Origin of the sequence: Nonomuraea thailandensis (genome assembly GCF_024172165.1) — a bacterium.
In the GTDB taxonomy this organism is placed as follows: Bacteria; Actinomycetota; Actinomycetes; order Streptosporangiales; family Streptosporangiaceae; genus Nonomuraea; species Nonomuraea thailandensis.
Genome location: NZ_JAMZEB010000002.1, coordinates 12482858 through 12506324, shown reverse-complemented (window position 1 = coordinate 12506324; position 23467 = coordinate 12482858). Strand labels below are relative to the sequence as shown.

Here is a 23467-nt window from a genome sequence, read left to right as displayed (position 1 = left end):
ACAGCGGTAAACGTGTCCTTGCGCATCGCCATCTGCGGCGTCCACATCGAGTCCAGCACCTTCTCGCCGCACCTCAGCGGCACCGCCGACTTCGAGGTCACCCGGGGCCAGGCCCTGCTCGGCAGGTACGACTGGCTCGGCGAGCCGTGGGCGGCCGAGGTGGAGTGGGTGCCGATCGTGCACGCCCGCGCCCTGCCCGGCGGGGCGGTCGAGGCCGCCGCGTACGACGCCTGGCGGGCCGAGATCGTCCAGGGCCTGTCCGACGGCTCCTTCGACGGCGTGCTGCTGGACATCCACGGCGCGATGAGCGTCGTCGGCCGCCAGGACGCCGAGGGCGACCTGATCAGCGCCGTCCGCTCCGTGATCGGCCCCGAGCCGCTGGTGTCGGCGGCGATGGATCTGCACGGCAACGTCTCGCACACCCTGTTCGCCGGCTGCGACCTGCTGACCTGCTACCGCACCGCGCCCCACGTGGACGTCTGGGAGACCCGCGAGCGCGCCGCCCGCAACCTCGTCGAAGCGCTCCAGCGAGGCGGACGCCCGCACAAGTCGCTGGTCCACGTGCCGATCCTGCTGCCCGGCGAGATGACCAGCACCCGCGTGGAGCCCGCCCGCGGCCTGTACGCCCGCATCCCGGACATCGAGGCCAGGCCCGGCGTGATCGACGCGGCCGTCTGGATCGGCTTCGCCTGGGCCGACGAGCCGCGTTGCACCGGCGCGGTCGTCGCCACCGGCACTGACGCCGCCGCCACCGAGCAGGCGGCCCGCGAGCTGGGGCAGGCGTTCTGGGACGCGCGCGACGACTTCGCCTTCGTCGCTCCCACGGGGTCCATGGACGAGTGCCTGGACGCGGCGCTCAAGGAGGGCTCGGCCCGGCCGTACTTCATCAGCGACTCCGGCGACAACCCGGGCGCGGGCGGCGCCGACGACGTCACCTACGCCCTGGAGCGGATGCTGGCCAGGCCCGGGATCCGCGACGGCTCCGTCCGCGCCGTCTACGCCTCCCTGTTCGACGCGGAGGCGGTGGCGGCCGTCGCGCACCTGCCGGTCGGCTCGCCCGTCAGTGTGCGCGCCGGCGGCCGGGTGGACGCCCGCCCGCCCGGGCCGCTGCCGCTGGAGGGCACGCTGGAGGCCGTGGCCGACGACCCCGACGGCGGGCGGGTGGTCAGCGTGCGCATCGGCGGGCTGAGCGTCTTCCTGACCTCGCGCCGGATGCAGTACCGGCTGCTGGAGTCGTACCGGCGGCTCGGGGTGGACGTGGCCGGGGTGGACGTGGTCACGGTCAAGATCGGGTACCTGGAGCCGGAGCTGTTCGAGGCGGCGGACGGCTGGATGCTGGCGCTCACCCCCGGGGGTGTGGACCAGGACCTGCACCGGCTGCCGTACCGCAACCTGAACCGGCCGATCTTCCCGCTGGACCGGGACGCCGTGCTGGGAGGTTGACACGGGCGCTGCGGGAGCGATAGTCCCGTCGCTCGTGTCGTACAGAATCGCCTTACCCGGCTTATGCGCACTGGCGCTCCTGGTGCCGCTGCTGCCCGCGGTCATCGTGCCCAGAGCCGCGAACCTCGCCGCCGGCGCGGCCATCACCGCGCTCCTGGTCGTGCCCGTCGTGGTGCTGCGGCGCAGGCGGTGGGCGCCGTGGCTGGGCGCCGGGCTGCTGACGGTGCTCGCCGTGGCCGCCGCCGCGCCGCTGATCACCGGGCTGGGCCTGCCCAGCGAGGAGGAGGTCAGGAACGCGGCCCTGATCCAGCACGCCGTGGGCGGGCCGGACGCCGCCCTGACCCTGATCTCCGGCGGAGCGCTGCGCTTCCTCCCCTGGGACGGCAACGACCTGCTGCTGATCACGCTCGCCTGCCTGGCCGCGGCGGCGCTGCTCACGGCGCTCGGCAACGTGCCGGAGATCCTGACCGTGGCGGCCGTCCTGTCACTCCTCCCGCAGCCGCTCGTGGTCGCCCGTGGGCTTCGGGCTGTGGGCGCTGCTGGCGCGCACCGGCCACCGGCCGGCGGGCCGGTGCGTGGGCTGGCTGACGGTGGTGCCCCTGGTGGTCAGTGACCTGATGATGAGCTGGCTGCCGGTGCTCGGATGCACGTCGTCCTCGGCGGAAGTGATCAACCCCGTCACACCCGGATGGGTGCTGCACGTGCTCCTTCCCGTCGTCCTGATCCTTCTCGCGGTACGGGTGCGCCGGGCCCGCTAGCGCCCGGCCTCCCGCTCCTGCCACTGCCGGACCCAGGCGCGCCCGTAGTCGTTGCCGTGCGGGGTGCGCAGCACGGTGTGGACGTGGAACGGCTTGGGTGTGTCGTAGTCGAGGAACACCCCGCAGTGGTGGTCGAGCTCGGCGATCAGCACCGGCGACTGCAGGCGGTAGTAGAAGACGTCACCCGGCCGGTGACCGCCGATCCAGCAGAACCAGGTCTCGTCGAGGTGCCCGGCGATCTCCCGCATCCTGGCCGCCCGCGGCCCCTCCGGCAGCAGCCGGACGAACGACTCGGCGACGGCCAGCGCGTGCTCCCGCGCCTCCGCGGGCACCCCGTCGAGGCGCACCCCCTCGACAGGGATGACCCGGTTGTCCTGGAACGCCCCGGCCAGGTGCCGCTCGTCGCCCGGATGCACCCGGCCCTCCGGCATCGCCGGGTCGACCATCCGCTCGTACACGACGGCCTGGCGCCGCTGCTCCTCCGGCAGGGCGGCCATCAGCCGCAGCCCGAGCTCCACCCGGTCGGCGAACAGGTCGCGCAGGCCCGCGTGCGGGCCCGCGTCGATCTCGTCGGGCTCGGCGCCGAGGAACACCGGCGACAGCGCCATGCGCCCCTCGACGACCAGGCAGTTGATCGCGCAGTGGTGGCCGTAGAGCTGCCAGCCCCACGGGGCCCGCAGGTCGGGGGCGCCGTAGAGGGCGAGGTTGTAGCTGTACTCGTTGAGGATGCTCTCCAGGCCGACGACCTCGCCGAGGAAGCCGTTGACCAGCATCATCGCGTGCGCCAGCCGGAAGCCCTCCGGGGAGAGCGAGGCGCGCACCAGGGCCAGCGCCCGCTCGCGCACCGCCTCCGGCTGCAGGTCCAGCCGCAGGCCGGTGTCGAACTGCATGAACTCCGGGTTGGCCCAGGTCTGCCACTCCGCGGCGTCCACCGCGTACGAGACCCGCTCGCGGCCCTCGCCGTCCAGGGCGGCGAGCAGGTCGTCCGCGGCCGCCACCATGGCCTCGACCGGCGCCTCCTCACCCGGCTCCGCGGGCCTGAGCGGGTGGAGGCCCCCGCGCAGGACGCCGTTCTCCGTGACGCCGTGGAAGTCGTTCCTGTAGAGCGGCGTCCAGCCCTCGACCAGGCCGCCGGTGAACGTGCCCGGCTTCCTGGCGAACTCGCGGTAGGCGTACGGGTCGAGGCCCCGCACCCCGGCCAGCCTCGGGTGATCGTGCGGGAACAGGTACTGGCGGTACTCACCGGGCATGCGGGGCCCCTTCTCACGTGGTGGTGTTGTGCCGGGCGACGGCCGCGCGGACGGCGGCCTCGTCGCCACCCGCGATCGCCTCGACCAGGTCGGCGTGGACCTGGTAACGCTCGGCGCGGTAGCCCGCGGCGGCGGCCGGGTCGTCGTCGAAGCGGGACGACGCGGCGCCCAGGTGACCCAGGGTGCCGGTGTAGACCGCCCGCGCCATCGCGTTGGGGCTGATCGCGGCGATCCGCTCGTGCAGCGCCCAGTTGGCGCGCATGAAGCCGTTCCAGTCGGGCGCGGCGCGCAGTCGCCGGAGCAGGCCGCGCAGGTCGGCGATGTCCCGGCCGGTGCGGTGGCGGGCGGCGCCGACGTCGATCAGCTCCTCCAGGTGGTCGCGCAGCTCGATGGCGTCGGCGACCGTGCCGGGCTCCTCCTCGACGCTCAGCAACGTGTGCCGCAGCCGCACCACCGGCCCGCGCTCGGCGACGAACAGCCCGCCGCCGCGCCCCGGCCGGATCTCCAGCACGCCCCGGTCACGCAGCAGCCGGACGGCCTCGCTGACCGTGGCGTAGGCGAGGCCGGTCTCCGCGCGCAGCGACTCCAGGGTCCCCACCGGCTCGCCGGGGGCCAGCCCGCGGGTGCGGATCCGGTCGTCGAGCAGGGCTGCCAGTTGCTCGGCACGCGTACGAGCGCCCTGGCCCAGGCCGGTCAGGGCTTGTCCGGAGGAGGAGCTCTGCGGCATAGTCCGACATCTAAGCACAAACCTGCGAACCTTTAGAAGGGTTCGTACCCTTCCGTACCAGAAGAGGTGACCGATGAGAATCGTGGGCATCCGCCGGAACGGCGGCCCGGTCGAGGTGGCGTCGCTGTCGCCCGACGGCGCGGAGGTCGCGGTGCTGGCGTCGCTGGAGCGGTTCTGGGCCGACGCGCGGAGCCTGCTGTCCCGGGAGCCCGCCGGTGACACGGCAGCCGCCGCGGAGGTCACGTTCGTGCCGCCGGTGCTGCCCGGCGCCCGCGTGATCTGCATCGGACTGAACTACCTCAAGCACGTCGCCGAGGGCTCCTTCGCCGGCAAGGACCTGCCGCCGCACCCGACGCTGTTCGCCCGGTGGACGCAGTCGCTGACCGTGGACGGCGCCCCGGTGCCGGTCCCGGCGAACGAGGACGGCCTCGACTGGGAGGGCGAGGTCGTCGCGTACGTCGGCGCGCCGCTGGTGGACGCCGGCCCCGAGCAGGCGCTGGCCGCCGTCGTCGGCTACTCCGCCTTCAACGACCTCACCTCGCGCAGGGCGCAGAAGCTGACCAGCCAGTGGATCCTCGGCAAGAACGGCGACAGCTCCGGCCCGCTCGGCCCCATGGTGCCCGCCGCCGAGGTCGGCGACCTGCGCGACGGCCTGCGGGTGCGTACCCGGGTCAACGGCGAGGTCGTGCAGGACGGCAGCACCGACGAGATGGTCTACACCGTCGGCGACACGCTCTCGCTGATCTCGCGCACGTTCACGCTGCGGCCAGGCGACCTGCTCGCCACCGGCACGCCCGCCGGGGTCGGCTACGCCCGCACTCCCCCGTGGCTGCTGCAGCCGGGCGACGAGGTCGAGGTCGAGGTCGAGCGCCTGGGCACGCTGCGCAATCCCATCGTCGGCAACGACGCCCGGCTGCGGCCCGCATGACCAGGCCGTCCGCCCGCGCCCTGATCGAGGCCACGGTCGATCCCGGCAGCTTCCGCTCCTGGGACGAGCCGATCGATCGTGCGGCGTATGATGCCGGCTATCTCGCCGTGCTCCGGCGCGCGCAGGAGCGGGCCGGCACCGACGAGGCGGTGCTCACCGGGCGGGCGTCCATCCGCGGGCACGCGGCGGCGCTCGTCGTCAGCGAGTTCGGCTTCCTCGGCGGCTCCATCGGCGTGGCCACGGCGGAGCGCATCGTCGCCGCCGTCCGGCGGGCCACGCGCGAGCGCCTGCCCCTGATCGCCGCGCCGGCCTCGGGCGGGACCCGCATGCAGGAAGGCACGCCGGCGTTCGTCCGGATGGTCGAGATCAGCCGGGCCGTCGTCGCGCACAAGGCCGCCGGGCTGCCGTACCTCGTCTACCTGCGCCATCCCACGACCGGCGGCGTGTTCGCCTCCTGGGGGTCGCTCGGGCACGTCGCGGTCGCCGAGCCAGGGGCGCTCATCGGCTTCCTCGGGCCGCTCGTCTACCGGACGCTGCGCGGGGAGCCGTTCCCGGAAGGGGTTCAGGTGGCCGAGAACCTGGTCGACAAGGGGATCCTGGACGCGGTCGTGCCCGCGGGCGAGCTGGCCGACATCGCCGCCCGCGCCCTCGCCCTCCTCTCCGGCACTCCCGGCCCGGACGCTCCTGCGCGCGCGCCGCGCGCCGCGGGCGGCGACCCGGGTTCCGCGCTCACCGGCGGCGACGCGGAGGCTTCCACCGGGGAGCGCGCTGCATCCCGGCCCGCCGGGAGTGACGCGTGGTCCTCGATCGGGAGTGACGCGTGGTCCTCGATCACCCTGACCCGGCGCCCGGACCGGCCCGGCGTGCGGGAGCTGCTCCGGCATGCCGCCGACGACGTCCTGCCGCTGCACGGCACGCAGCTCGGCGAGACCGACGACGCGCTCCTGCTGGCGCTCACCTCGTTCTCCGGCAACCCCTGCGTCCTCGTCGGGCAGGACCGCCGCACCCAGTCCCAGCACCGCCCCCTGGGCCCGGCCGCGCTACGCGGCGCCCGCCGCGGCATGCGCATCGCCCAGGAGCTGCGCCTGCCGCTGATCTGCGTCATCGACACCCCCGGCGCGGACCTCTCGGCGGCGGCCGAGGAGGGCGCGCTGGCCGGCGAGATCGCCCGGTGCCTGGCCGAGATGGTGGAGCTCACCGTCCCCACCGTCTCGGTGCTGCTGGGCGAGGGCACCGGCGGCGGCGCGCTGGCGCTGCTGCCGTCCCGCCGGGTGATCGCGGCGGGCAACGCGTGGTTGTCGCCGCTCCCGCCGGAGGGCGCGAGCGCGATCCTGCACGGCGGGCCCGAGCAGGCGCCCGCGGTGGCCAGGCGGCAGCGGGTGCGCGCGGCCGACCTGCTCGCCGAGGGGATCGTGCACGCCGTCGTGCCTGAGCACGTGCCCGCGCACGAGGACCCGGCCGGGTTCGCCCGCCGCATCGCCGACGAGTGCGTCCGCCAGATCGCCCTCCAGCGCTGAAGCAGACGCACGCGCTCACCAGCGCCGAAACACGCACTCGCCTTCCAGCGCCGAAGCCCGCACTCGCCCTCCGGCACCGAAGCGGGCATGCTCGGTCCGCCAGGCCGCCTTCAGCGGGGCGCCCGGGCGCCGGGTCAGGCCGGTCGTTGCAGCAGCTCGCCGATCTGGGCCAGCTCCGCCGCGCTCAACGCCCCGTGCCGGAGCGCGCCCGCGTTCTCCTCGGCCTGGGCCACCGTCCTGATCCCGGGGATCGGCACCGTACGATCGCTGCGCCCCAGCAGCCAGCCCAGCGCACCCTGCGCGAGGGTGCGGCCACCGGAGGTCAAGATGTCACGGATCGCCTCCATCATGGCAAGGAACTCAGGGGCGGGCCGGCCGTCGCGGAAGAGCGTCATCCACCCCGGCGAGTCCCCGCGCACGTCGTTCATCGGCAGCCGGGACTGCGGGCCGTACTTGCCGGACAGCAGCCCCATCGCCAGCGGCCCCCGGTTGACGGACGCGAGCTCGTGCGTCCCGCACACCGCCAGCATCGCCGGGGCGTCGCGCAGGACGCTGAGCTCGTGCTGCACCGCCGCGCAGTGCGGCCCCTTGGCGAAGGCCGCCGCCCGCTCCGGGTCGTCGGTACTCCACCCGTAGGCGCGGATCAGCCCGTCGTCGACGAGCCCCTCCAGCGTGGCGACCAGGTCGTCCACCTGCTCCAGCGGCGCGTCGCCGATGTGGAGCTGGTACAGGTCGATGCGGTCGGTGCCCAGTCGTTCCAGCGACGCCTGACAGGCCTGGCGGATGTAGCCGGGCGAGATGTCCCGGCCGGTGACGGTACGGGTGCCCGCGTCGAAGACGTTGCCGAACTTGGTGGCGATGACCACCTCGTCCCGCCGCCCCGCCAGCGCCCTGCTGAGCACGCGCTCGCTGTGGCCGGTGCCGTAAACGTCGGCGGTGTCGAAGAACGTGACCCCGAGGTCGAGCGCGTGGCGCACCGCCGCGACGGACTCGTCGTCGTCCACCTCTCCCCATCCCGCCGGCTTGCCACCGGAGACGAACGGCCCGCCGATGGCCCAGGCGCCGAACCCGATGGCGCTCACCTGGATGCCGCTCCGCCCCAGCTGCCGAAAAATCATGTCAGGCTCCCTCGTGCCATGGCCGCTTCCGAGGACGACGCTGCCACCTGGAGCAGGCTCCAGGTCAAGAAGCACTGGCGTCCGATATGTCATCGGGCGGAGCATTCGAGTCATGACCACCCGCGATGACGCCATCCTCGTCGGGACTCCCGACTTCAAGGCCGACGCCCACGCCCGTTACGCCGAGCTGCGCGAACGGGGCCCGATCCACCGCGTGCGCTCCGCCGACGGCTCGGCCGTCTGGCTGGTCGTCGAGTACGAGCTGGGCCGGGAGGCGCTGGCCCACCCGAAGCTGAGCAAGGACCCCGAGCCGTTCGCCGAGCGGCTGCGCGCCGCCGGGCAGCACATCATGCTCGCGGGCTCCGGCTTCGGCGGCAACATGCTGACCGCCGATCCTCCCGAGCACACCAGGCTGCGCCGCCTGGCGTCCAAGGCGTTCACCGCGGGCGCCGCCGAACGGCTCGCCCCGCGCATCGAGCAGCTCTCCCACCGGCTCGTGGACGCCTTCGCCTCCACCGGCGCGGACACCATCGCCTCCACCGGCGCGGACACCTTCACCTCCACCGGCGCGGACACCATCGCCTCCGCTGACGACGGGGACGCCTTCGCCTCCGCCGGCGCGGACGCCTTCCTCACCGGCCAGGCCGACCTGGTCGCCTCGTTCACCAGGCCGCTGCCCATGGCGGTCATCTGCGAGCTGCTCGGCGTCCCGGAGGAGCGCCGCGCCGACCTCCAGCGCTGGACCCGCGAGGGCATGAGCAGCCCTTCGGAGCGGCAGCGGGCGGCCCTGCTCTCGCTCAACTCCTGCCTGCGCGGCCTCCTCGCCGACAAGCGCCGCGCCCCCGCCGGCGACCTGCTCTCCGAGCTCATCCGCGTCCACGACGACGACCACGGCCGCCTGTCGGACACCGAGCTGCTCGGCACCGCCGTCCTGCTGGTCGTGGCGGGCCACGAGACCACCGTGAACCTGCTGGGCAACGCCCTGGCCGCCCTCCTCGACCACCCGGAGCAGGCCGCGCGTCTCAGGGCCCGGCCGGAGCTCATCCCGGGGGCGGTGGAGGAGTTCCTGCGCTACGACGCTCCCGTCGAGACCACGCCCGCCCGCTTCGCCACCGAGGACCTCACGCTCGGCGGGCAGCACATCCGGGCCGGCCAGGCCGTCGCGGTCGCCCTCACCTCGGCCAGCCGCGACGCCCTCCCGCCGGACGAGGCCGGCCGCCTCGACGTGACCCGCTCCGAGCCGCGGCACCTGGCCTTCGGTCACGGCATCCACTACTGCCTGGGCGCGCCGCTGGCCCGCGTCGAGGCCGCCGTCGGACTGCGCGTGCTGCTGTCCCGGCTGCCCGAGCTGGCCTGGGCCGACCCCTCGGCCGAGGTGCGCCGGCTGCCCGCCGGCATCACCCGCGGCCCCGTCGCCCTGCCGGTGCGTTTCACCGCATCCGTCATCCACCGGGCCGTCCCGGGCGAAACAACGACAAACGGCTGACGCCGCACACATATCAGGTGGTGGTCCCGGCGCGCGGGGTGGCCGGGACCCGCCACCCGGGGGACGCACCGGGGGCGGTGCGCACAAGGGGGATGCATGAATGTGAAGGCGCGCGCGCTCACCACGGCCGCCCTGGCGCTGGCGATCACCGGAACGACCGTTGGAACGGTCCAGGCGGCGGCCTTACTCGGCACTCCCGTCTGCGGATCTGCCCCGTGCGCGGCGGACGGCGCTCCCGGCCGGTACACCCTCGCGCTGCGGCGCGGGCTCGACGGTTACCGGATGGCGGCCACGTTCCTGGCCCTGGGGCCGCAGGTCGCCGCCGCGTATCCGTCCGTCCTGCGCGGGACCGTCGCAGGTCTGACCGCCCCGCTGGGCCGCCCCTCGTCCGGGAGACCGCTGGGCCGTCCCTTGTCCGGGAAGCCGCTGGGCCGTTCCTCGTTCAGGAAGCCGCTGACCCGGACGATCGGCCGCTACCTCGGCGCCGTTCCCGGCCAGGTGGCGGTGTCGGTGCGGGACCTTTCGACCGGCCTGTCCTACTCCTACAACCCGGGGCTCAGGACGGCCACGGCCAGCATCGTCAAGGTCGACATCGTGATGGCGCTGCTGCTCAAGGCCCAGCGCCAGCGCCGCGGCCTGACCGCCGCGGAGCGGGGGGCCGCCGCGCGGGCCATCAGGGTCAGCGACAACGCCGCCGCCTCGGCGCTGTGGTCGGCGATCGGCGGCGCGCCGGGGCTGGCCGCCGCCAACCGGCGGTTCGGCCTGCGAGAGACGAGGCCCGACCCGAGCGGGGCGTGGGGTTCTACCACCACCAGCGCCGCCGACCAGGTCCGGCTGCTGGCCGCCCTGACCTCGCCGCGCAGCCCGCTGTCGGCGAAGAACCGCCGGTACGTGCTGGGGCTCATGGGCGGCGTGACCCCAGGGCAGGCGTGGGGCGTGAGCGCGTCCGGGCGGCAGGGGGCGGAGGTCGCGCTCAAGAACGGCTGGCTGCCGCGTGCCCGGCATGGCGGGCGGTGGACGGTCAACAGCATCGGGCAAGTACGGACGCGGGGGCACACGTACCTGATCGCCGTCATCTCCGACCGGCACGGCTCGATGGGCGCGGGCGTGCAGGCGGTGGGCAAGGTGAGCCGCCTCGTCACCGACACCCTGGCCCGGCAGGGCTGAGGCGGCGTGAAGCCTTGGCATGAGTTGAGGCGGCGCGAAGTCCCAGCCGGCTGAGGCGGCGCGAGATCTCCCTCGGCTGCGGCGCCACCGTGAGACCGTCCTTCAACTCCGGCGCAGCCGCCGCAGCGTGGACAGCAGCAGCGCCAGCACGACCGCGCCCGCCATCCCCAGAGCACCGTAGACGGGGAACGCCCCGCCCGCAGGCACGAACGCGGACAACCCGCCCGCCGCGGCGGCCCCCAGGGAGACGCCGACGGTGATCTGCGCGGACCACAGCGCCGCCAGCCGGCCACGGTACTGGTCGGGCGTGTGCTCCTGCACGATCGTGTAGCGCAGCACGTCCCCGACCACCCGGCCCGCGCCGAAGAGCACGAGGCCCGCGATCGCCACGGCGAACCACCCGGTGAGCCCGACGACGACGAGTCCGGCCCCCGACAGCAGCAGCGCGCCCATGACGAACCGGCCGGGGCGGGCGACGGAGCCCATCCAGCCGCTGGTCAGCGAGCCCACCAGGGCGCCCGCGGCGGGGGCGGCGTACAGGAGGCCGAGCCCGTCCGGCCGCAGGCCGAGCACCTCCTGGCCGAACGCGGGCAGCAGCACGTTCCAGCCCGACAGGAGCCCCGCGACCAGCCCCGCCAGCAGCGTGGGGCCGACGATCCTGTCGCGGCGCACGTACCCGGCCACGGCGCGCAGCGCCTGGGGCAGCGACTCCCTCGTGGCGGTCTCCGGCGGCGGCAGGGGCGGGAGCCGGCCGAGCAGTGTCACGGTGAGGGTCCCCGCGACGGCGCACACCGCGTAGTTGCCCCAGAACCCGGTCGCGGAGACGAGCAGCCCTCCCAGCGCGGGCGCGGCCACCGAGCCGAGGTCCGCCATGACCGCCATCAGGGCGCCGGCCGCGGCGAGCTTGTCGCGCGGCACGATGCTGGGCGTGGCGGCCATCAGCGCGGACCCGGACACGCCGTTGGCGACCCCCTCGGCGATCCCGCACAGGTAGATCACCCAGAGCTGGGGCTCCGGCAGCAGCGCGTTCCCGGCCAGCACCGCGAACGCGATCGCGGCCGTGGCGCGAGCGCCGATGATCAGCCGCCTGCGGTCGCCGCGGTCGGCCAGCATCCCGCCCAGCATGGTGCCCGCCAGCGCGGAGCCGCCCACCGCCACGCTCACGAACGCCACCCCGGCCGTCGAGCCCGTCAGCGCGAAGACCTGCAGCGGCACCGCGACCATGACGAACCCGATGCCGAACAGCGCCACGGTGCGGGCGAGGAAGACCCGGCGGAAGGCCGGGTTGCGGAGGGGGGCGACGTCCAGGGCGAGGCGCATGGGCCCCTCTCTTCTGCTATATGATCAAAGTTAGGACCACCTTAGTTAATAGTGAATCTGATTCGCAATCTTTCGGTCAGCCGCCCGTGGACGCGAAGATCTGCCCCACGTCCGGCCTGGCCTTGAGAAATCCGAAGCCGTGCATGAGATCGGCCAGCTTCTGCACGCTGGCCCGGTCGGCCTCCATCGTGAACTCGCCGACCCGCATGGCCGCGGCCACGTCCGCGGGGATCTGCGTGTACGTCGGCACGACCTCGTCGATGGCCTTGCGGTCGGTCCCGGCGACCTGCTGCCCCTTGGCCAGCGCCCGGTGCAGGGCGGCGGCCGTCTTCGGGTACTTCGCCAGCCACTGCTCCGTGACGCCCCACCCGTCGATCGGCACGCCCTCCGTGGGCCCGCCGATGGTGTCGACGATCTGGACGGCGCCGTCCTTCTTGGCCGCGCTCAGGAACGGCTCGGCCAGCCAGGCCGCGTCCACCTTGCCCGCGGCCAGGGCGCCGAGCTGGTCGGCGAACGGCACGGCGACGAACTTGACGTCGTCCGGCTTGAGCCCGGCCTGCTGCAGGTGGGCGTTGACCACCGTGTGCCCGAGCGTCCTGAGCACGTTGACCGCGATCGTCCTGCCCTTGAGGTCGGCCACGGTCCTGATCGGCGACCCCTCGGACACGACCACCGCGCAGAACCCCGGCGCGCCTCCCATCGTGTGCTGGAACAGCTTGAGCTTGGCCGCACCCGAGTCGTTGATCGTCATGAGCGAGACGTAGCTCGTCAGGAACGCGTCCATGCTGCCGTTGACGATCTTCGGCATGACCGCCGTCGGCGCCTGGATGATCTCGGTCTTGACGGTCAGCCCCTCCTCCTTGAAGAAGCCCCGCTTCTCGGCGATGAACAGCGACGCGGACGACGCGACCGGCACCACGCCGATCAGCAGCTCGGTCTTCTCCAAGCCGCCGGAGGACGCGCCGCCCCGCCCTCCGCCGCCCCCGCCCGCATCCCCGCCGCCGCCCCCGCACGCGCTGAGCGCCAGCGCCACTGCCATGCCCACGACTACGATCCTGGTCAGTCGCATCGCCACTGCCTTTCCGAGTCCGGTGGTGCTCGTGGAACGCGCCTGCCAGGGCCCTGTCCGGCAGGCGGTTTGCACAGGATCTTGACTGCCTTGACAGCGTACGCCGGAGGTGTTTCACCCTGCATTCACCCGCCGAAAGGCGAGATATGACTCGTATTTTTTCGGTACGCTTGGCGGCGTGACGATCGAGAGCACACGCTCGGGCGCTACCTGGGCCCGAAAGCTCGCCTGGGGAGCGCTCGCCCTGTTCCTGGCCGCCTTCGCGGTCTTCGAGAGCGCCAAGTACGGGCTGCCCACCACGGCGGCCGCGCTCGGCTTCTTCGTTCTGCCCGACGCGGCCCGGCTCGCCGGCCCCCGGCTACCGGGCCCGCTGCACCAGGCCGCGCACCGGGTGTGGATCCCGCTGGTGGTGCTGGTCGGCTACTCCTTCGGCCCGATCGTGTGGCCGCCACTCTTCACCGCCGGCCTGGGCTGGCTCACCCGCATCGCCCTCGACCGCACCTTCGGACACGCCCCCTCCTCCTGACCGGGCCGAACACCCACCCGCCGCCTTCCTGCCCCGGCGTTGTCGCCCAGCCGCCCTATTCCCGACCCGGCCGCTCGCCCAGCCACCCTCCTCCCGACCCGGGCTAACACTCATCCGCCCCTTCCTGCCCCGGCCGGGCACCCACTCGTCCCTTCCTGACGCGGGCGGGCCCCAGCCGCCCTCCTCCCGACACGGACAAACGCCCACCGCCCCATTCCCGACCCGGGCGAACACTCAGCCCTCCCCGCAGCCGCAGCTACGCCTCCTGACCAGCGACGCGCTCGGCGTGTATGCCGGAGCCGCGCCATCCAGCAGCAGGTCGACGGCCTGCCGCGCCATCTCCGCGAGAGGCTGCCCGGTGACGGTCAGCGACGGGGCGGTGTAGGCGCTGTCGGGGGTGCCGTCGAGCCCGATGACGGCCATCCCGCCGGCAACAGGCAGCCCGGCGGCACCCGCGTCACTGGGACCAGGCAGCCCGGCAGCACCCGTCCCACCGGGATCACGCAGGCCGATGGCGGCCATCCCACCGGGATCACGCAGCCCAGTGGCACCCATCCCACCGGGACCAGGCAGGCCAGCGCTACCCATCCGGCCAGGAACGGGCAGGCCGGTGGCACACGCGCCGGACAACAGCCCGATGGCCTGCTCATCCGTGGCCGCGATCACCGCGGACGGGACGGCACCCGTCGCGACCAGGTCGCGGATCAGGACGTCCGCTGCGGCACGGGAGTAGCCGGAACGCAGGAGCATGCCCCGCCCGCCCGTCGCCTCCTGCCAGGCCTCCCGCCGCCGACCCACCGGACCGGTGTCCTGCGGACCGGCCAGAAAGGCGATGTCGCGGTGACCGTGCGCCCGCAGGTGCGCGACCGCTTCCTGCACCGCTCCCTCGTTGTCGGCGGTGACCACCGGCGTGTCGCCGTAGACGGGCCCGTTGTGCAGGTAAACAGCAGGCACGCCGGCCGTCCGGGCGTACGCGGCCACGTCGTCGCCCGCGTCGGCGGAAGCGATCACCAGGCCGTCGACCCGGGCGTCGAGGAAACGTTCGACAAGATCACGCTGGCGGTCGGCGGAGTAGCCCGCGTTACCGATGAGCATGAGCCGGCCGCGCCCCGCCAGCGCCTGCTCGACGTGCCCGGCCAGCGCGCCGAAGTAAGGGTTCAGTGCGTCCGCCAGCACCAGGCCCACCACGCCGGTGGTGCGTGAGCGCAGCGCGCGGGCAATGCGGTTGGGACGGTAACCCAGCTCTTCCGCAGCGGCCAGCACGCGCTCGCGGGTCGCGGCGGCTACCGGGCGAGGGCCGTTGTTCATGACGTAACTGACGACCGCCGTCGAGGTGCCGGCCAGCCGCGCCACATCGGCCACGGTGATCTGCCTGCTCATGGGCTTTACATTCTCGCATCTAATCGATTAGATGATGCATCCGGATCTAATCGATTAGAAAAGGTGACGCGTGCCGGGACTCTCCCTCCTCATCGACACCGACACCGGCTCCGACGACGCGGTGGCCCTGCTACTGGCGGTCGCCGGCGTCAGCTCACCTGCGGCCGACTGCGTCAGCTCGCCTACGGTCGCCGACGGCGGTTCGCCTGCGGCTGGCGGTGGGGACTCGCCTGCGGCCGACGGTGGCGGCGTACTTGCGACCGGCGACGGTGACCTGCCCGAGCTCGCCAGCAGCGGTGCGCCACCCCTCAACGACTGCGGTCCACCCACTGCCCAGAGCGGCAACGTGCCCGCGGTCGCAAACAGCGGCGCCCCAGCCGCCCCCGCCAGCAGCGGTGCGCCACCACTCGACAACGACCGTTCACCCACTGCCCAGAGCGATGACGTGCCCGCGGTCGCCAGCAGCGGCACACCACCCGCACTGGCCAGCAGCGACGTGCCCGTCCTCGATGGTGACAGCGGTGCGCCCACCCGGGGCGATCTGTCCGCAAGCGGTGGCGACCTGACCGCAGACACCCGCGGCGGTACACCCGGCGTCAGGGGTGGCGCATCCGGCGCCGACGGCGGTGCACCCGGGGGCAGGGGCGGCGATGTGCCCGTGGGCGGTGGTGGTGACGTCCGTGCCGTGACCACCGTGGCGGGCAACGTGCCGCTGGCCACGGCCACTCGCAACGCCCTGATCACGCTGGAGCTGGCCGGGCATGCCGATGTCCCCGTCCACCCGGGTTGTGATCGGCCGTTGACGCGGCCGCCGTCCACCGCCCAGCACGTTCACGGGCTCGATGGCATGGGCGACGCCGGTCTGCCCGACCCGGCGCGCGGTCCTGCGGCCGGTCACGCGGTGGACGTGCTGTTGTCGCTCCCCCGCCGCCACCCGGGCGAGCTGACGCTAGTCACTCTGGGCCCGCTCACCAACCTCGCCGCCGCGCTGCTCCGCGACCGTGAGCTGCTGACCAGGTTCCGTCACGTCTACTGCATGGCGGGCGCGGCGGACCTGCGCGGCAACATCTCCCCCACCGCGGAGTTCAACGTCTGGGCCGACCCCGAGGCCGCCCGCGTGGTCCTGCAGGCAGCCACGCCCGACCGGGTCACCTGGATCGGGTGGGACGTCTCCCGCAAGTACGCCGTCATGACCCCCCAAGACCAGCGCCGACTGGAAGGCCTCGGCACTCCCCTGGCCACCTTCGCCCACCGGATCAACCGGACCGTCGCCGACTGGGCCCGCGACGTCACGGGCCTGGCCGGCTACGACCTTCCCGACCCCGTCGCGACGGCGGTGGCCCTGCGTCCCGAACTGGTCCTCGACAGCGAGCAGGCCCACGTGGACGTGGCGGTCGGCGACGAGACCCGCGGCCAGCTCATCATCGACCGCCGTCGCGCGGCGCCCCCACCGAACGTGACCCTGGTCCGCCGGGTCGACGAGCGAGGCTTCAAGCACCTGCTCTTCGCCGCCCTCACCACAACCCCCAAGGACACCCCCACCCCCAGTCCCGCACCTCGGCACGTCCGCACTCCCGCACCCCAGGACGCCCACACCCCTACACCCCAGGACGCCTGCGGCCCCGCGCCTCAACACGTCCGTGCTCCCACACCCCAGGACACCCGCACCCCTACACCCCCGGACGCCCACACTCCCGCGCTCTGGGACGGCCACGCTCCCGAGCGACTGACGGAAGGATCCGCATGACCGGCCGCCATGACCTGCACTGCCATCTCGACGGCTCCGTACGCCCCGACACGATCGCCGAGCTGGCCCGCGAACAGGGCATCGCCGTGGACCGTCCGGTGGCGGAGTTGGTCACAGCGCCTGCCGACTGCGGCAGTCTGACGCGCTACCTCACCTACTTCGATCTGCCGCTACGGGTTCTGCAGACGCCCGAAGCACTGCGCCGGGCGGCGCGGGAGCTGGTGGAGGACTGGAGTGCTGACGGTGTCGTCCACGGTGAGGCGAGGTTCGCGCCGCAGCAGCACGGGCGGCTGGGGATGACGCCGGACGAGGCGGTGTCGGCGGTCGCCGCGGGGCTGGCGGAGGGGCGGGCCGCGACGGGCGTGCGAACGGCGCTGCTGCTGTGCTGTCTGCGTCACCAGAGCCCCGAGGAGAGCCTCGCCGTCGCCGACCTCGCCGTACGGCGCCGCGACGTGGTCAGTGGGCTCGACCTGGCCGGCGACGAGCGGGTGTACCCGGGCACGCCGCACCGGCCCGCCTTCGACCTGGCGCATCGGGCTGGGTTGCCGTGCACCGTGCACGCGGGCGAGGCGGCAGGGGCCGAGAGCGTGTGGGAGGCGATCGACGTGCTCGGCGCCCGGCGGATCGGCCACGGGGTGCGTTGCGCCGAGGACGGCGCGCTGCTCGAACGCCTGCGCCGGGATCGGATCACGCTGGAGACGTGCCCGATCAGCAACGTGCAGACCGGCGCCGTCCCCAGCCTGGTGGCCCATCCCGCCACCCGGCTGCTGGCGGCGGGCCTCGCCGTCACCGTCGGCACGGACGCTCGCACCACGTCCGCCACCTCGCTGACGCGGGAGTTCGCCGCCCTGCGGGAGGCGGCCGGCTGGACCGGGGAGCAGGAGCGGCTGGTGCAGGAGCACGCCGCCGCCGGCGCCTTCGCCTTCGGCTAGAGGCCGGCCGACGAGGGCTGGTCCTGTAACCCGCCGGTTGAAGGCGCGTCGACCCGATGACCGGCGCGCTGACGACCGGCGCGCTGACGGCTCGATGACCGGCGCGATGTCGGCTGGCGCGGTGATGGCTCGTTGCGGCCGCGCCGACGACCGCCAACCCCAACACGGCCGGGCCGGCGCCCACCGCCTGAACGGCCGCCAACCCAATGACAGCCGGGCCGATGACCACCGCCTAATCGGCCGCCGATTCAATGGCGGCCGGGTTGATGGCCGCCCTGCCCATCGATGGCCGGGCCAATGGCCGCCCGGCCGACGATGGCCGGGCCCGCGACGGCCGATCCAACGATCGCCGACTTACTGACCGCCAGGTCCACGACGGCGGGGCCAACGGCTGCCTGGCCCACGACCGCCGGACCTACGACCGCCGGACCCACGACCGCCGGACCTACGACGGCGGGGCCGACGGCTGCCGCGCTGACGATCGCCGGGCCGATGGCCGCCAACCCCGTCACCGCCCCACGTCCGCACGCCGCCGGTAGACCCCGTAAACCCCACCCGCCAGCGAGATCCCCATGATGGCAAGCAGGCGAATCCCATCAGAGCCTCCGGTGACACTGAGCTCCCCGACCGGATGAATGAGAAAGCCGGTGGCCAACGTCCAGGCCAGCACCCCCGTCACCGCAGCGGCCCAAAGATCGGCCGCCACCACGGCGTACAGGCACGCAGCCACCCCCATGACGGCGAAGCGCGCCTCGACCTGGGTGTCGGGAACCAGCAGGGCGGTGATCGCGCAAGCGGCGACCACCACGAAGAACCCGATCCCGATCAGGAGTTCGGTGGGGCGCCGGCTGAAGGGCTTGGGGCTGCGGAGGAACATAAGTCCCCATTCAAGGGGGGTTGGAGGGTTCGAGCAACTGCCCTCCGGTGATGGGGCCGGGTACGCCCGGCCTCCCGAGTGTCACTGGGAGGAGATCGAGTCGATGGTGACGGTGCTGTTGCCGCCGTACCGGAAGCGGTTGACGCGGTGCCGAACCAGCCGCAGGTGTCGCAGCGCAGACCGAGCGCCCAGCCGGACACCGCACCCGGGTCTTCGCCACCGACGGCAGAGAGACGAGCAGAGAGACGAGCAGGGAGACGGCGGGGAGGTGGGCTTCGGCTCGGTCGTCGCGCCTGACGGGCAGTGGTGTCCGATGTCCTGTGGCCGCACTACCCTCTTTGCCAAGAGCGCATCGTTAGCCAGAGATCTAGGGGGCTGCGGTGACCGAGCAGGTCACGACCGCGACGGACGTGAACCGGATGCGGGAGCTCAACGCTCTCAGCATCGTCAGGGTGCTGCGGGGCAACCCGCCGTCCACCGTCACGGAGCTGGCCGCCCGCACCGGGCTGTCCCGGCCGGGCACGGACGTCATCGTCCAGGGCCTGGTCGCCGACGGCTGGCTCACCGTCGTCGAGCCCGACGGCAGCAGCATCGTCGGGCGCCCCGCCCGCCGCTACCGGTTCAACGCCGGCACCGGTCACGTGGTCGGCGTGGACGTCGGCGCCCACAAGGTGCTGGCGATGCTCTCCGACCTCGACGGCACGGTGGCGGCGACCAGCCGGCTGCCGGTCGACCCGGGCGCCGGTCCGGCGGAACGGCTGGCCGTCGCCGACGCCGCCGTGGACGAGTGCCTGGCCGCGGCCGGCCTGCGTCCCGACGAGATCTGGGCGATCACCGTCGGGGTGACGGGGCCGGTCGACGCCGGTGGCCGCACCGCCCTGTTCACGCCGCTGCCCGGATGGGAGAGCGTGAGCCCGGCCGAGCACCTGGCCACCCGTTTCTCCTGCCCCGTCCAGGTGGAGAACGACTGCAAGCTGGCCGCGCTCGCCGAGCGCTGGCAGGGGGCGGCCCGCGACGCCGACGACATCGTCTACCTGCTGGCGGGCATGCGCACCGGCGCCGGTCTGATCATCGACGGCACGCTGCGGCGCGGCTACGGCGGCGCCGCGGGCGAGATCGGCGCGCTGCGCGCCGTCCGCTGGCTCACCGCGCCCTCCCACCTGGAGAGCTGCCCGAGCCTGCCCGCGGGCATCGGCACCGACGACGCCGCCGCCTGGGTGTTCAACGCCGCCCGCTCCGGCGACAAGGCGGCCAAGACGGCCGTCCGCCGCTACACCCGCGACCTCGCCGTCGGCACCGCCGCCCTGGTGCTCACCCTCGACCCGCAGCTCGTCGTCCTCGGCGGCGGCTTCTCCCGCTCGGCCGACCTCATCCTCGACCAGCTCGCCCGCGAGCTCGGCCGCACCTGCCTGCGCGTCCCGGAGATCCGCGCCTCGACACTGGGCGCCGAGAGCGTCGCCCTCGGCGCGCTGCGCCTGGCGCTCGACGAGGTGGACGCCCGCCTGTTCGAAGCGGGCCTGCCCGCGCCCGCCGCACCGCGCGCCTGACCCCCACGTCAGAGGCGGGCCCTGCCCGCGCCCGCCGCACCGCGCGCCTGACCCCTACGTCAGTGGCGGGCCTGGCCGGCACCGCAGCGGTCAGGTGGTGTCGCGGCGCTTGCGGGGGGCGGCGGAGCGGGGCGGCTGGGCACGCAGGTTGTCGCGTACGCGGGTCATGATGTCGCCGAGATGACGTACGTCGTCGTCGGTCAGCGGGTCGAACAGCAGGCGGCGGGAGAGCTCGACGTGGCCCGGAAGGACGCGCTCGAACAGCGCCCGGCCCTCGGCCGTGATGCTGACCAGGGTGGCGCGCTCGTCCTCCGGCGCGCGGGAGCGGGCGACGAGCCCGGCCTTCTCCAGCAGGCCCGCCTGGTACGTCAGGCCGCTGCGGCTGTAGACGACGCCGTCGGCCAGCTGCGTCATGGTCAGCGGCTCCGAGGCGTGGTGGAGGCGGGCCAGGAGCTGGAACTGCACGTAGCTGATGTCGCCGTCGGCGTGGAGCTGCTGCTCGATCTGATGCTCCAGCAGGCTGACGGCCTCTCTGAGCACGAAGTACGCCCCTAGCTGGCGGGGATCGAGCGGCTCGTGCGTCACGGCTCCCACCCTACCTGTTTCGAATTCAAAGCAATGTGACGAGCGTCACTCCCCCGCCGGGATTGCTTCGAACTCGAAGCGTGTTCTCGTAGATGCTTCGACTTCGAAGCGATGATCGAGGGAGTTCATCATGAAGGCAGTGCGTTTCCACGCCTACGGCGACAGCTCCGTGCTCGTCCACGAGGACGCCGACCGCCCGGCGGCCGGGCCCGGGCAGGTGCTGGTGAAGGTGGCCGGCACCTCGTTCAACCCGGTGGAGGTGGCCATCCGCGCCGGTCATCTCCAGCAGGTCTTCCCGCTGGACCTGCCGCACGTCCCGGGCTTCGACCTGGCGGGCGTCATCGCCGAGGTCGGCGAGGGCGTGACGGCCTGGAGGGCCGGGGACGCGGTGGTGGCCTTCCTGCCGATGAGCGAGCCCGGCGCCGCCGCCGAGTACGCCGTCGCCCCCGCCGAATCGCTGGCCCCGGCGCCGCGCACGGGCGACCTGGCCGACGCGGCGGCCCTGCCCGCGGCCGGGCTGACCGCCTGGCAGGCCCTGTTCGAGCACGCCGGGCTGGAGGCCGGGCAGACGATCCTGATCAACGGCGCGGGCGGGGCGGTCGGCGGGTACGCCGTCCAGCTCGCCAAGCGGGCCGGCGCCGCCGTCACCGCCACCGCGAGCGCACGCAGCGCGGCCCGGATCCGGGATCACGGGGCCGACCGGATCATCGACTACACCGCCACCCCGCTCCCCCGGTCGGCCGGCGGGCGCTTCACCGTCGTGCTCAACCTGGTGCCGACCTCGCCTGAGGAGACCGCTCAGCTCGTGGACCTGGTGGCCGACGGCGGCACGTTCGTCAGCACCACCACCCCCGGTCCCGAGGACGCCGGGCGCGCGGTGCGAACGGCGCAGGTCTTCGTCCGCAGCGACGCCGCCCAGCTCGCCGGGCTGGTCGCCCGCGTGGACGCCGGCGAGCTGAAGATCGACGTCGCCGGGCGCCGGCCGCTGACCGACCTGGCCGCCGTCCACGACGAGGCCACGGCCGGGCAGCTGGCCGGCAAGACCGTCCTGACCCCCGCCTGAACGGGGCTCAGGTCACCAGGCCGTTGCGGTAGGCGTAGACCACCGCCTGCACGCGGTCGCGCAGATCGAGCTTGGTGAGGATGCGTGACACGTACGTCTTGACGGTCTCCTGGCTGATCACCAGCGTGGCGGCGATCTCGCTGTTGGACAGGCCGTCGGCGATGAGGCGCAGCACCTCCAGCTCGCGCGGGGTCAGCGCGACGTCGTCCTGGGCGTGCTCGGCGGGGCGGATCCGGGAGGCGTACCTGCCGACGAGCTGCCGGGTCACCTCGGGGGCCAGCAGCGCGGCGCCGGCGGCAACGGTGCGGATGCCGTGCAGGAGCTGCGCCGGTGGGGCGTCCTTGAGCAGGAATCCGCTGGCGCCCGCGCGCAGCGCCTCGTAGACGTACTCGTCCAGGTTGAACGTGGTCACCACGAGCACCTTGACGGGGTCCGCCACCCCGGCGCCGGCCAGCAGGCGGGTCGCCTCGATGCCGTCGAGCACCGGCATGCGCACGTCCATGACCACGATGTCGGGGCTCAGGCGGCCGGCGAGGTCGACCGCGGCGCGGCCGTCGCCGCACTCGCCCACCACCTCCAGATCGGGCTGGGCGTCGATGATGGTGGCGAACCCGGTGCGGATCAGCGCCTGGTCGTCGCACACCAGGACCCGGACCGGCGCGGTCACGCCAGGCCCCCCTCTGGGACGCCGGCCCGCCGCATCACCCGACTCCCGACGGGGGCGCCGGCCCGCCCCATCGCCCGGATTCCCGCAGGAACACCGGCCCGCCCCATCGCCCGGATCCCCGCAGGGGCGAAGGCCCGCCCCATCGCCCGGATCCCCGCGGGCTCTCGACCGGACCGGCGCGTCATGCCGGGCTCCCCGCGGGGACGCGGGCCTTGACGAGGAAGCCGCCGCCCGCCTGCCGGTCGGCGCTGAACTCGCCGCCGAGGGCCTCGACCCGCTCGCGGAGCCCGGCCAGGCCTCGCCCGCTCCCGCCGGGAGAGGCGGCCCGGGATCCCGGTCCGTCGGTGCTGACCGCCACGCTGATCTCCTTGGGGCCGTAGCGAACGTGGACCACGGTGCGGCTGCCGTGGGCGTGTTTGAGGGCGTTCGTCAGGGATTCCTGCACGACCCTATAGGTCACGAACTCGGCGCTGCCCGCCGATTCCGCACGATCGCCCTCCTCGGCGAGCTCCACGGGCTGCCCGGCCCGGCGCGTCCGCTCCACGAGCGCGTGCAGGTCGCCGGCGGACGGTGTCCTGCCGTCGCTGTCGTGGCCGGGATTGAGCAGGTCCAGCATGTGCCGCAGGTCGGTGATGGCCCGCCGGCCGGTGTCGGTGACCGCGCTCAGGGCCGCGTCGAGCCGGTCCGGCGCGGCGGTCAGGTAGCGGGCGGCCTCGGCCTGGACGACCATCGCCGTCACGTGGTGGGTCACGACGTCGTGCAGCTCGCGGGCGATGCGGGTGCGCTCGGCGGCGCGGGTGGCCTCGGCGACGTGGCGGCGGCGCTCGGCCTCGGCGGCCCGGGTCGAGCGCAGCCAGGCGCCGATGCCCCAGGCGAGGGCCAGCGCCAGGTAGAACACCACGTACCCCTCCGGCCGCTCGGTCGCGCCGAGCCGCTCGAGCGCGACCGCCAGCGGCAGGTACGCCGCGGAGAGCAGGAGGACGGTGGCGCGCCGGCCGCGCTCCAGGTGGGCGCCCGCGCTGATGAGCGCGATGGGCATCGCGTTGCTCGCCAGGACGTGGTACGCGCGGATCTGGTCGAGGGCGAAGCCGAGCGACACCAGGACGAGGCTGACGGCCGGCCACCGCCGTCGCACCGCGAGCGGGAGGGTCTCCAGGGCGATCACCAGGAACGCCAGCTCGTCGAAGGGCCGGGCCGGCAGGTCGCCGACCTGCGTTCCCTTGCCGTGGAGCGCCGGCAGCAGCGACGCGACGGCCAGCAGCAGCCCGAACGGCAGGTCCCGGACGGTGACGTCGCACCGCTGCCACAGCTCAGCGGCGCGCCGGTAGCGATCCTGCCGCTCCGGAGCTCGCCCCAGCCC

The 23467-nt window shown here is 73.8% G+C and carries 22 protein-coding genes; 12 read left to right on the top strand and 10 right to left on the bottom strand.

Annotation, left to right across the window (positions count from 1 at the left end; all coding sequences use genetic code 11):
* The first annotated feature begins 12 nt into the window (after nucleotides 1–12).
* The 3 genes from HD597_RS62165 to HD597_RS62155 are packed head-to-tail and all read left to right on the top strand — an operon-like array spanning nucleotide 13 to nucleotide 2201.
* The gene (locus HD597_RS62165; protein WP_253758792.1) at nucleotides 13–1443 is read left to right on the top strand and encodes a M81 family metallopeptidase; all 1431 of its coding nucleotides are present in this window, start codon (nucleotides 13–15) and stop codon (nucleotides 1441–1443) included.
* Nucleotides 1444–1477: 34 nt separating this feature from the next.
* Nucleotides 1478–2056 (top strand): hypothetical protein, encoded by a 579-nt coding sequence (locus HD597_RS62160; RefSeq protein ID WP_253758790.1) that lies wholly within the window; start codon nucleotides 1478–1480, stop codon nucleotides 2054–2056.
* On the top strand, nucleotides 2046–2201 hold the full coding sequence (locus HD597_RS62155) for a hypothetical protein (RefSeq protein ID WP_253758788.1): 156 nt from the start codon (nucleotides 2046–2048) through the stop codon (nucleotides 2199–2201). The genes HD597_RS62160 and HD597_RS62155 overlap by 11 nt, the downstream gene beginning before the upstream one ends.
* On the opposite strand, the gene HD597_RS62150 is transcribed toward HD597_RS62155, so the two are convergent.
* On the bottom strand, nucleotides 2198–3451 hold the full coding sequence (locus tag HD597_RS62150) for a DUF3500 domain-containing protein (protein WP_253758786.1): 1254 nt from the start codon (nucleotides 3449–3451) through the stop codon (nucleotides 2198–2200). The two genes, HD597_RS62155 and HD597_RS62150, sit on opposite strands and share 4 nt — an antisense overlap.
* 13 nt (nucleotides 3452–3464) lie before the next feature.
* On the bottom strand, nucleotides 3465–4178 hold the full coding sequence (locus tag HD597_RS62145) for a FadR/GntR family transcriptional regulator (RefSeq protein ID WP_253758784.1): 714 nt from the start codon (nucleotides 4176–4178) through the stop codon (nucleotides 3465–3467).
* A 73-nt stretch (nucleotides 4179–4251) separates the two neighbouring features.
* On the opposite strand from HD597_RS62145, the gene HD597_RS62140 reads away from it, so the two are divergent.
* Together HD597_RS62140 and HD597_RS62135 are read left to right on the top strand one after the other, a co-directional pair.
* Entirely contained in the window at nucleotides 4252–5106 is an 855-nt protein-coding gene (locus HD597_RS62140) for a fumarylacetoacetate hydrolase family protein (protein ID WP_253758782.1), read from the top strand.
* Complete coding sequence (locus HD597_RS62135) at nucleotides 5103–6623, top strand: carboxyl transferase domain-containing protein (RefSeq protein ID WP_253758780.1); 1521 nt, start codon at nucleotides 5103–5105, stop codon at nucleotides 6621–6623. Before HD597_RS62140 ends, HD597_RS62135 begins: the two co-directional genes overlap by 4 nt.
* A 134-nt stretch (nucleotides 6624–6757) precedes the next feature.
* Here HD597_RS62135 and HD597_RS62130 read toward each other — a convergent pair whose 3' ends face one another.
* A complete protein-coding gene (locus HD597_RS62130) occupies nucleotides 6758–7741 on the bottom strand; it encodes an aldo/keto reductase (RefSeq protein WP_253758778.1) in 984 nt (327 codons plus the stop codon).
* 112 nt (nucleotides 7742–7853) lie between these two features.
* Between HD597_RS62130 and HD597_RS62125 the strand changes: the two genes are divergently transcribed.
* Both HD597_RS62125 and HD597_RS62120 read left to right on the top strand, forming a co-directional pair.
* A complete protein-coding gene (locus tag HD597_RS62125) occupies nucleotides 7854–9227 on the top strand; it encodes a cytochrome P450 family protein (protein ID WP_253758776.1) in 1374 nt (457 codons plus the stop codon).
* A 96-nt stretch (nucleotides 9228–9323) separates the two neighbouring features.
* Nucleotides 9324–10394, top strand: coding sequence for a serine hydrolase (locus tag HD597_RS62120; RefSeq protein ID WP_253758774.1), 1071 nt, complete (start codon nucleotides 9324–9326; stop codon nucleotides 10392–10394).
* 102 nt (nucleotides 10395–10496) lie between these two features.
* Here the strand turns inward: HD597_RS62120 and entS are convergent, their stop codons facing one another.
* The gene (gene entS / locus HD597_RS62115; protein ID WP_253758772.1) at nucleotides 10497–11714 is read right to left on the bottom strand and encodes an enterobactin transporter EntS; all 1218 of its coding nucleotides are present in this window, start codon (nucleotides 11712–11714) and stop codon (nucleotides 10497–10499) included.
* A 76-nt stretch (nucleotides 11715–11790) separates the two neighbouring features.
* Nucleotides 11791–12753 (bottom strand): ABC transporter substrate-binding protein, encoded by a 963-nt coding sequence (locus HD597_RS62110; RefSeq protein ID WP_253759981.1) that lies wholly within the window; start codon nucleotides 12751–12753, stop codon nucleotides 11791–11793.
* A 208-nt stretch (nucleotides 12754–12961) separates the two neighbouring features.
* Between HD597_RS62110 and HD597_RS62105 the strand changes: the two genes are divergently transcribed.
* Nucleotides 12962–13309, top strand: coding sequence for a hypothetical protein (locus HD597_RS62105; protein ID WP_253758770.1), 348 nt, complete (start codon nucleotides 12962–12964; stop codon nucleotides 13307–13309).
* A gap of 234 nt (nucleotides 13310–13543) precedes the next feature.
* Here the strand turns inward: HD597_RS62105 and HD597_RS62100 are convergent, their stop codons facing one another.
* The gene (locus HD597_RS62100) at nucleotides 13544–14689 is read right to left on the bottom strand and encodes a LacI family DNA-binding transcriptional regulator (protein WP_253758767.1); all 1146 of its coding nucleotides are present in this window, start codon (nucleotides 14687–14689) and stop codon (nucleotides 13544–13546) included.
* Between the two features lie 70 nt (nucleotides 14690–14759).
* Between HD597_RS62100 and HD597_RS62095 the strand changes: the two genes are divergently transcribed.
* Together HD597_RS62095 and add are read left to right on the top strand one after the other, a co-directional pair.
* On the top strand, nucleotides 14760–16436 hold the full coding sequence (locus HD597_RS62095) for a nucleoside hydrolase (RefSeq protein WP_253758765.1): 1677 nt from the start codon (nucleotides 14760–14762) through the stop codon (nucleotides 16434–16436).
* Entirely contained in the window at nucleotides 16433–17368 is a 936-nt protein-coding gene (add, locus tag HD597_RS62090; RefSeq protein ID WP_253758762.1) for an adenosine deaminase, read from the top strand. The genes HD597_RS62095 and add overlap by 4 nt, the downstream gene beginning before the upstream one ends.
* A 508-nt stretch (nucleotides 17369–17876) precedes the next feature.
* Here the strand turns inward: add and HD597_RS62085 are convergent.
* Entirely contained in the window at nucleotides 17877–18245 is a 369-nt protein-coding gene (locus tag HD597_RS62085) for a hypothetical protein (protein WP_253758760.1), read from the bottom strand.
* Between the two features lie 380 nt (nucleotides 18246–18625).
* On the opposite strand from HD597_RS62085, the gene HD597_RS62080 reads away from it, so the two are divergent.
* Nucleotides 18626–19792: an ROK family transcriptional regulator gene (locus tag HD597_RS62080; RefSeq protein WP_253758757.1), complete on the top strand. Its 1167-nt coding sequence runs from the start codon at nucleotides 18626–18628 to the stop codon at nucleotides 19790–19792.
* A 90-nt stretch (nucleotides 19793–19882) separates the two neighbouring features.
* Here HD597_RS62080 and HD597_RS62075 read toward each other — a convergent pair whose 3' ends face one another.
* Nucleotides 19883–20377, bottom strand: a complete 495-nt coding sequence (locus HD597_RS62075) for a MarR family winged helix-turn-helix transcriptional regulator (RefSeq protein WP_253758755.1) — start codon at nucleotides 20375–20377, stop codon at nucleotides 19883–19885.
* Nucleotides 20378–20507: 130 nt separating this feature from the next.
* On the opposite strand from HD597_RS62075, the gene HD597_RS62070 reads away from it, so the two are divergent.
* Entirely contained in the window at nucleotides 20508–21440 is a 933-nt protein-coding gene (locus tag HD597_RS62070) for an NADP-dependent oxidoreductase (protein ID WP_253758752.1), read from the top strand.
* A gap of 7 nt (nucleotides 21441–21447) precedes the next feature.
* Here the strand turns inward: HD597_RS62070 and HD597_RS62065 are convergent, their stop codons facing one another.
* Together HD597_RS62065 and HD597_RS62060 are read right to left on the bottom strand one after the other, a co-directional pair.
* Nucleotides 21448–22107 carry a response regulator gene (locus HD597_RS62065; protein ID WP_253758749.1) on the bottom strand — a complete coding sequence of 220 codons (660 nt, stop codon included), beginning with the start codon at nucleotides 22105–22107 and terminating at the stop codon, nucleotides 21448–21450.
* 181 nt (nucleotides 22108–22288) lie between these two features.
* Nucleotides 22289–23464: a sensor histidine kinase gene (locus tag HD597_RS62060; RefSeq protein WP_372513658.1), complete on the bottom strand. Its 1176-nt coding sequence runs from the start codon at nucleotides 23462–23464 to the stop codon at nucleotides 22289–22291.
* Nucleotides 23465–23467 lie beyond the last annotated feature (3 nt).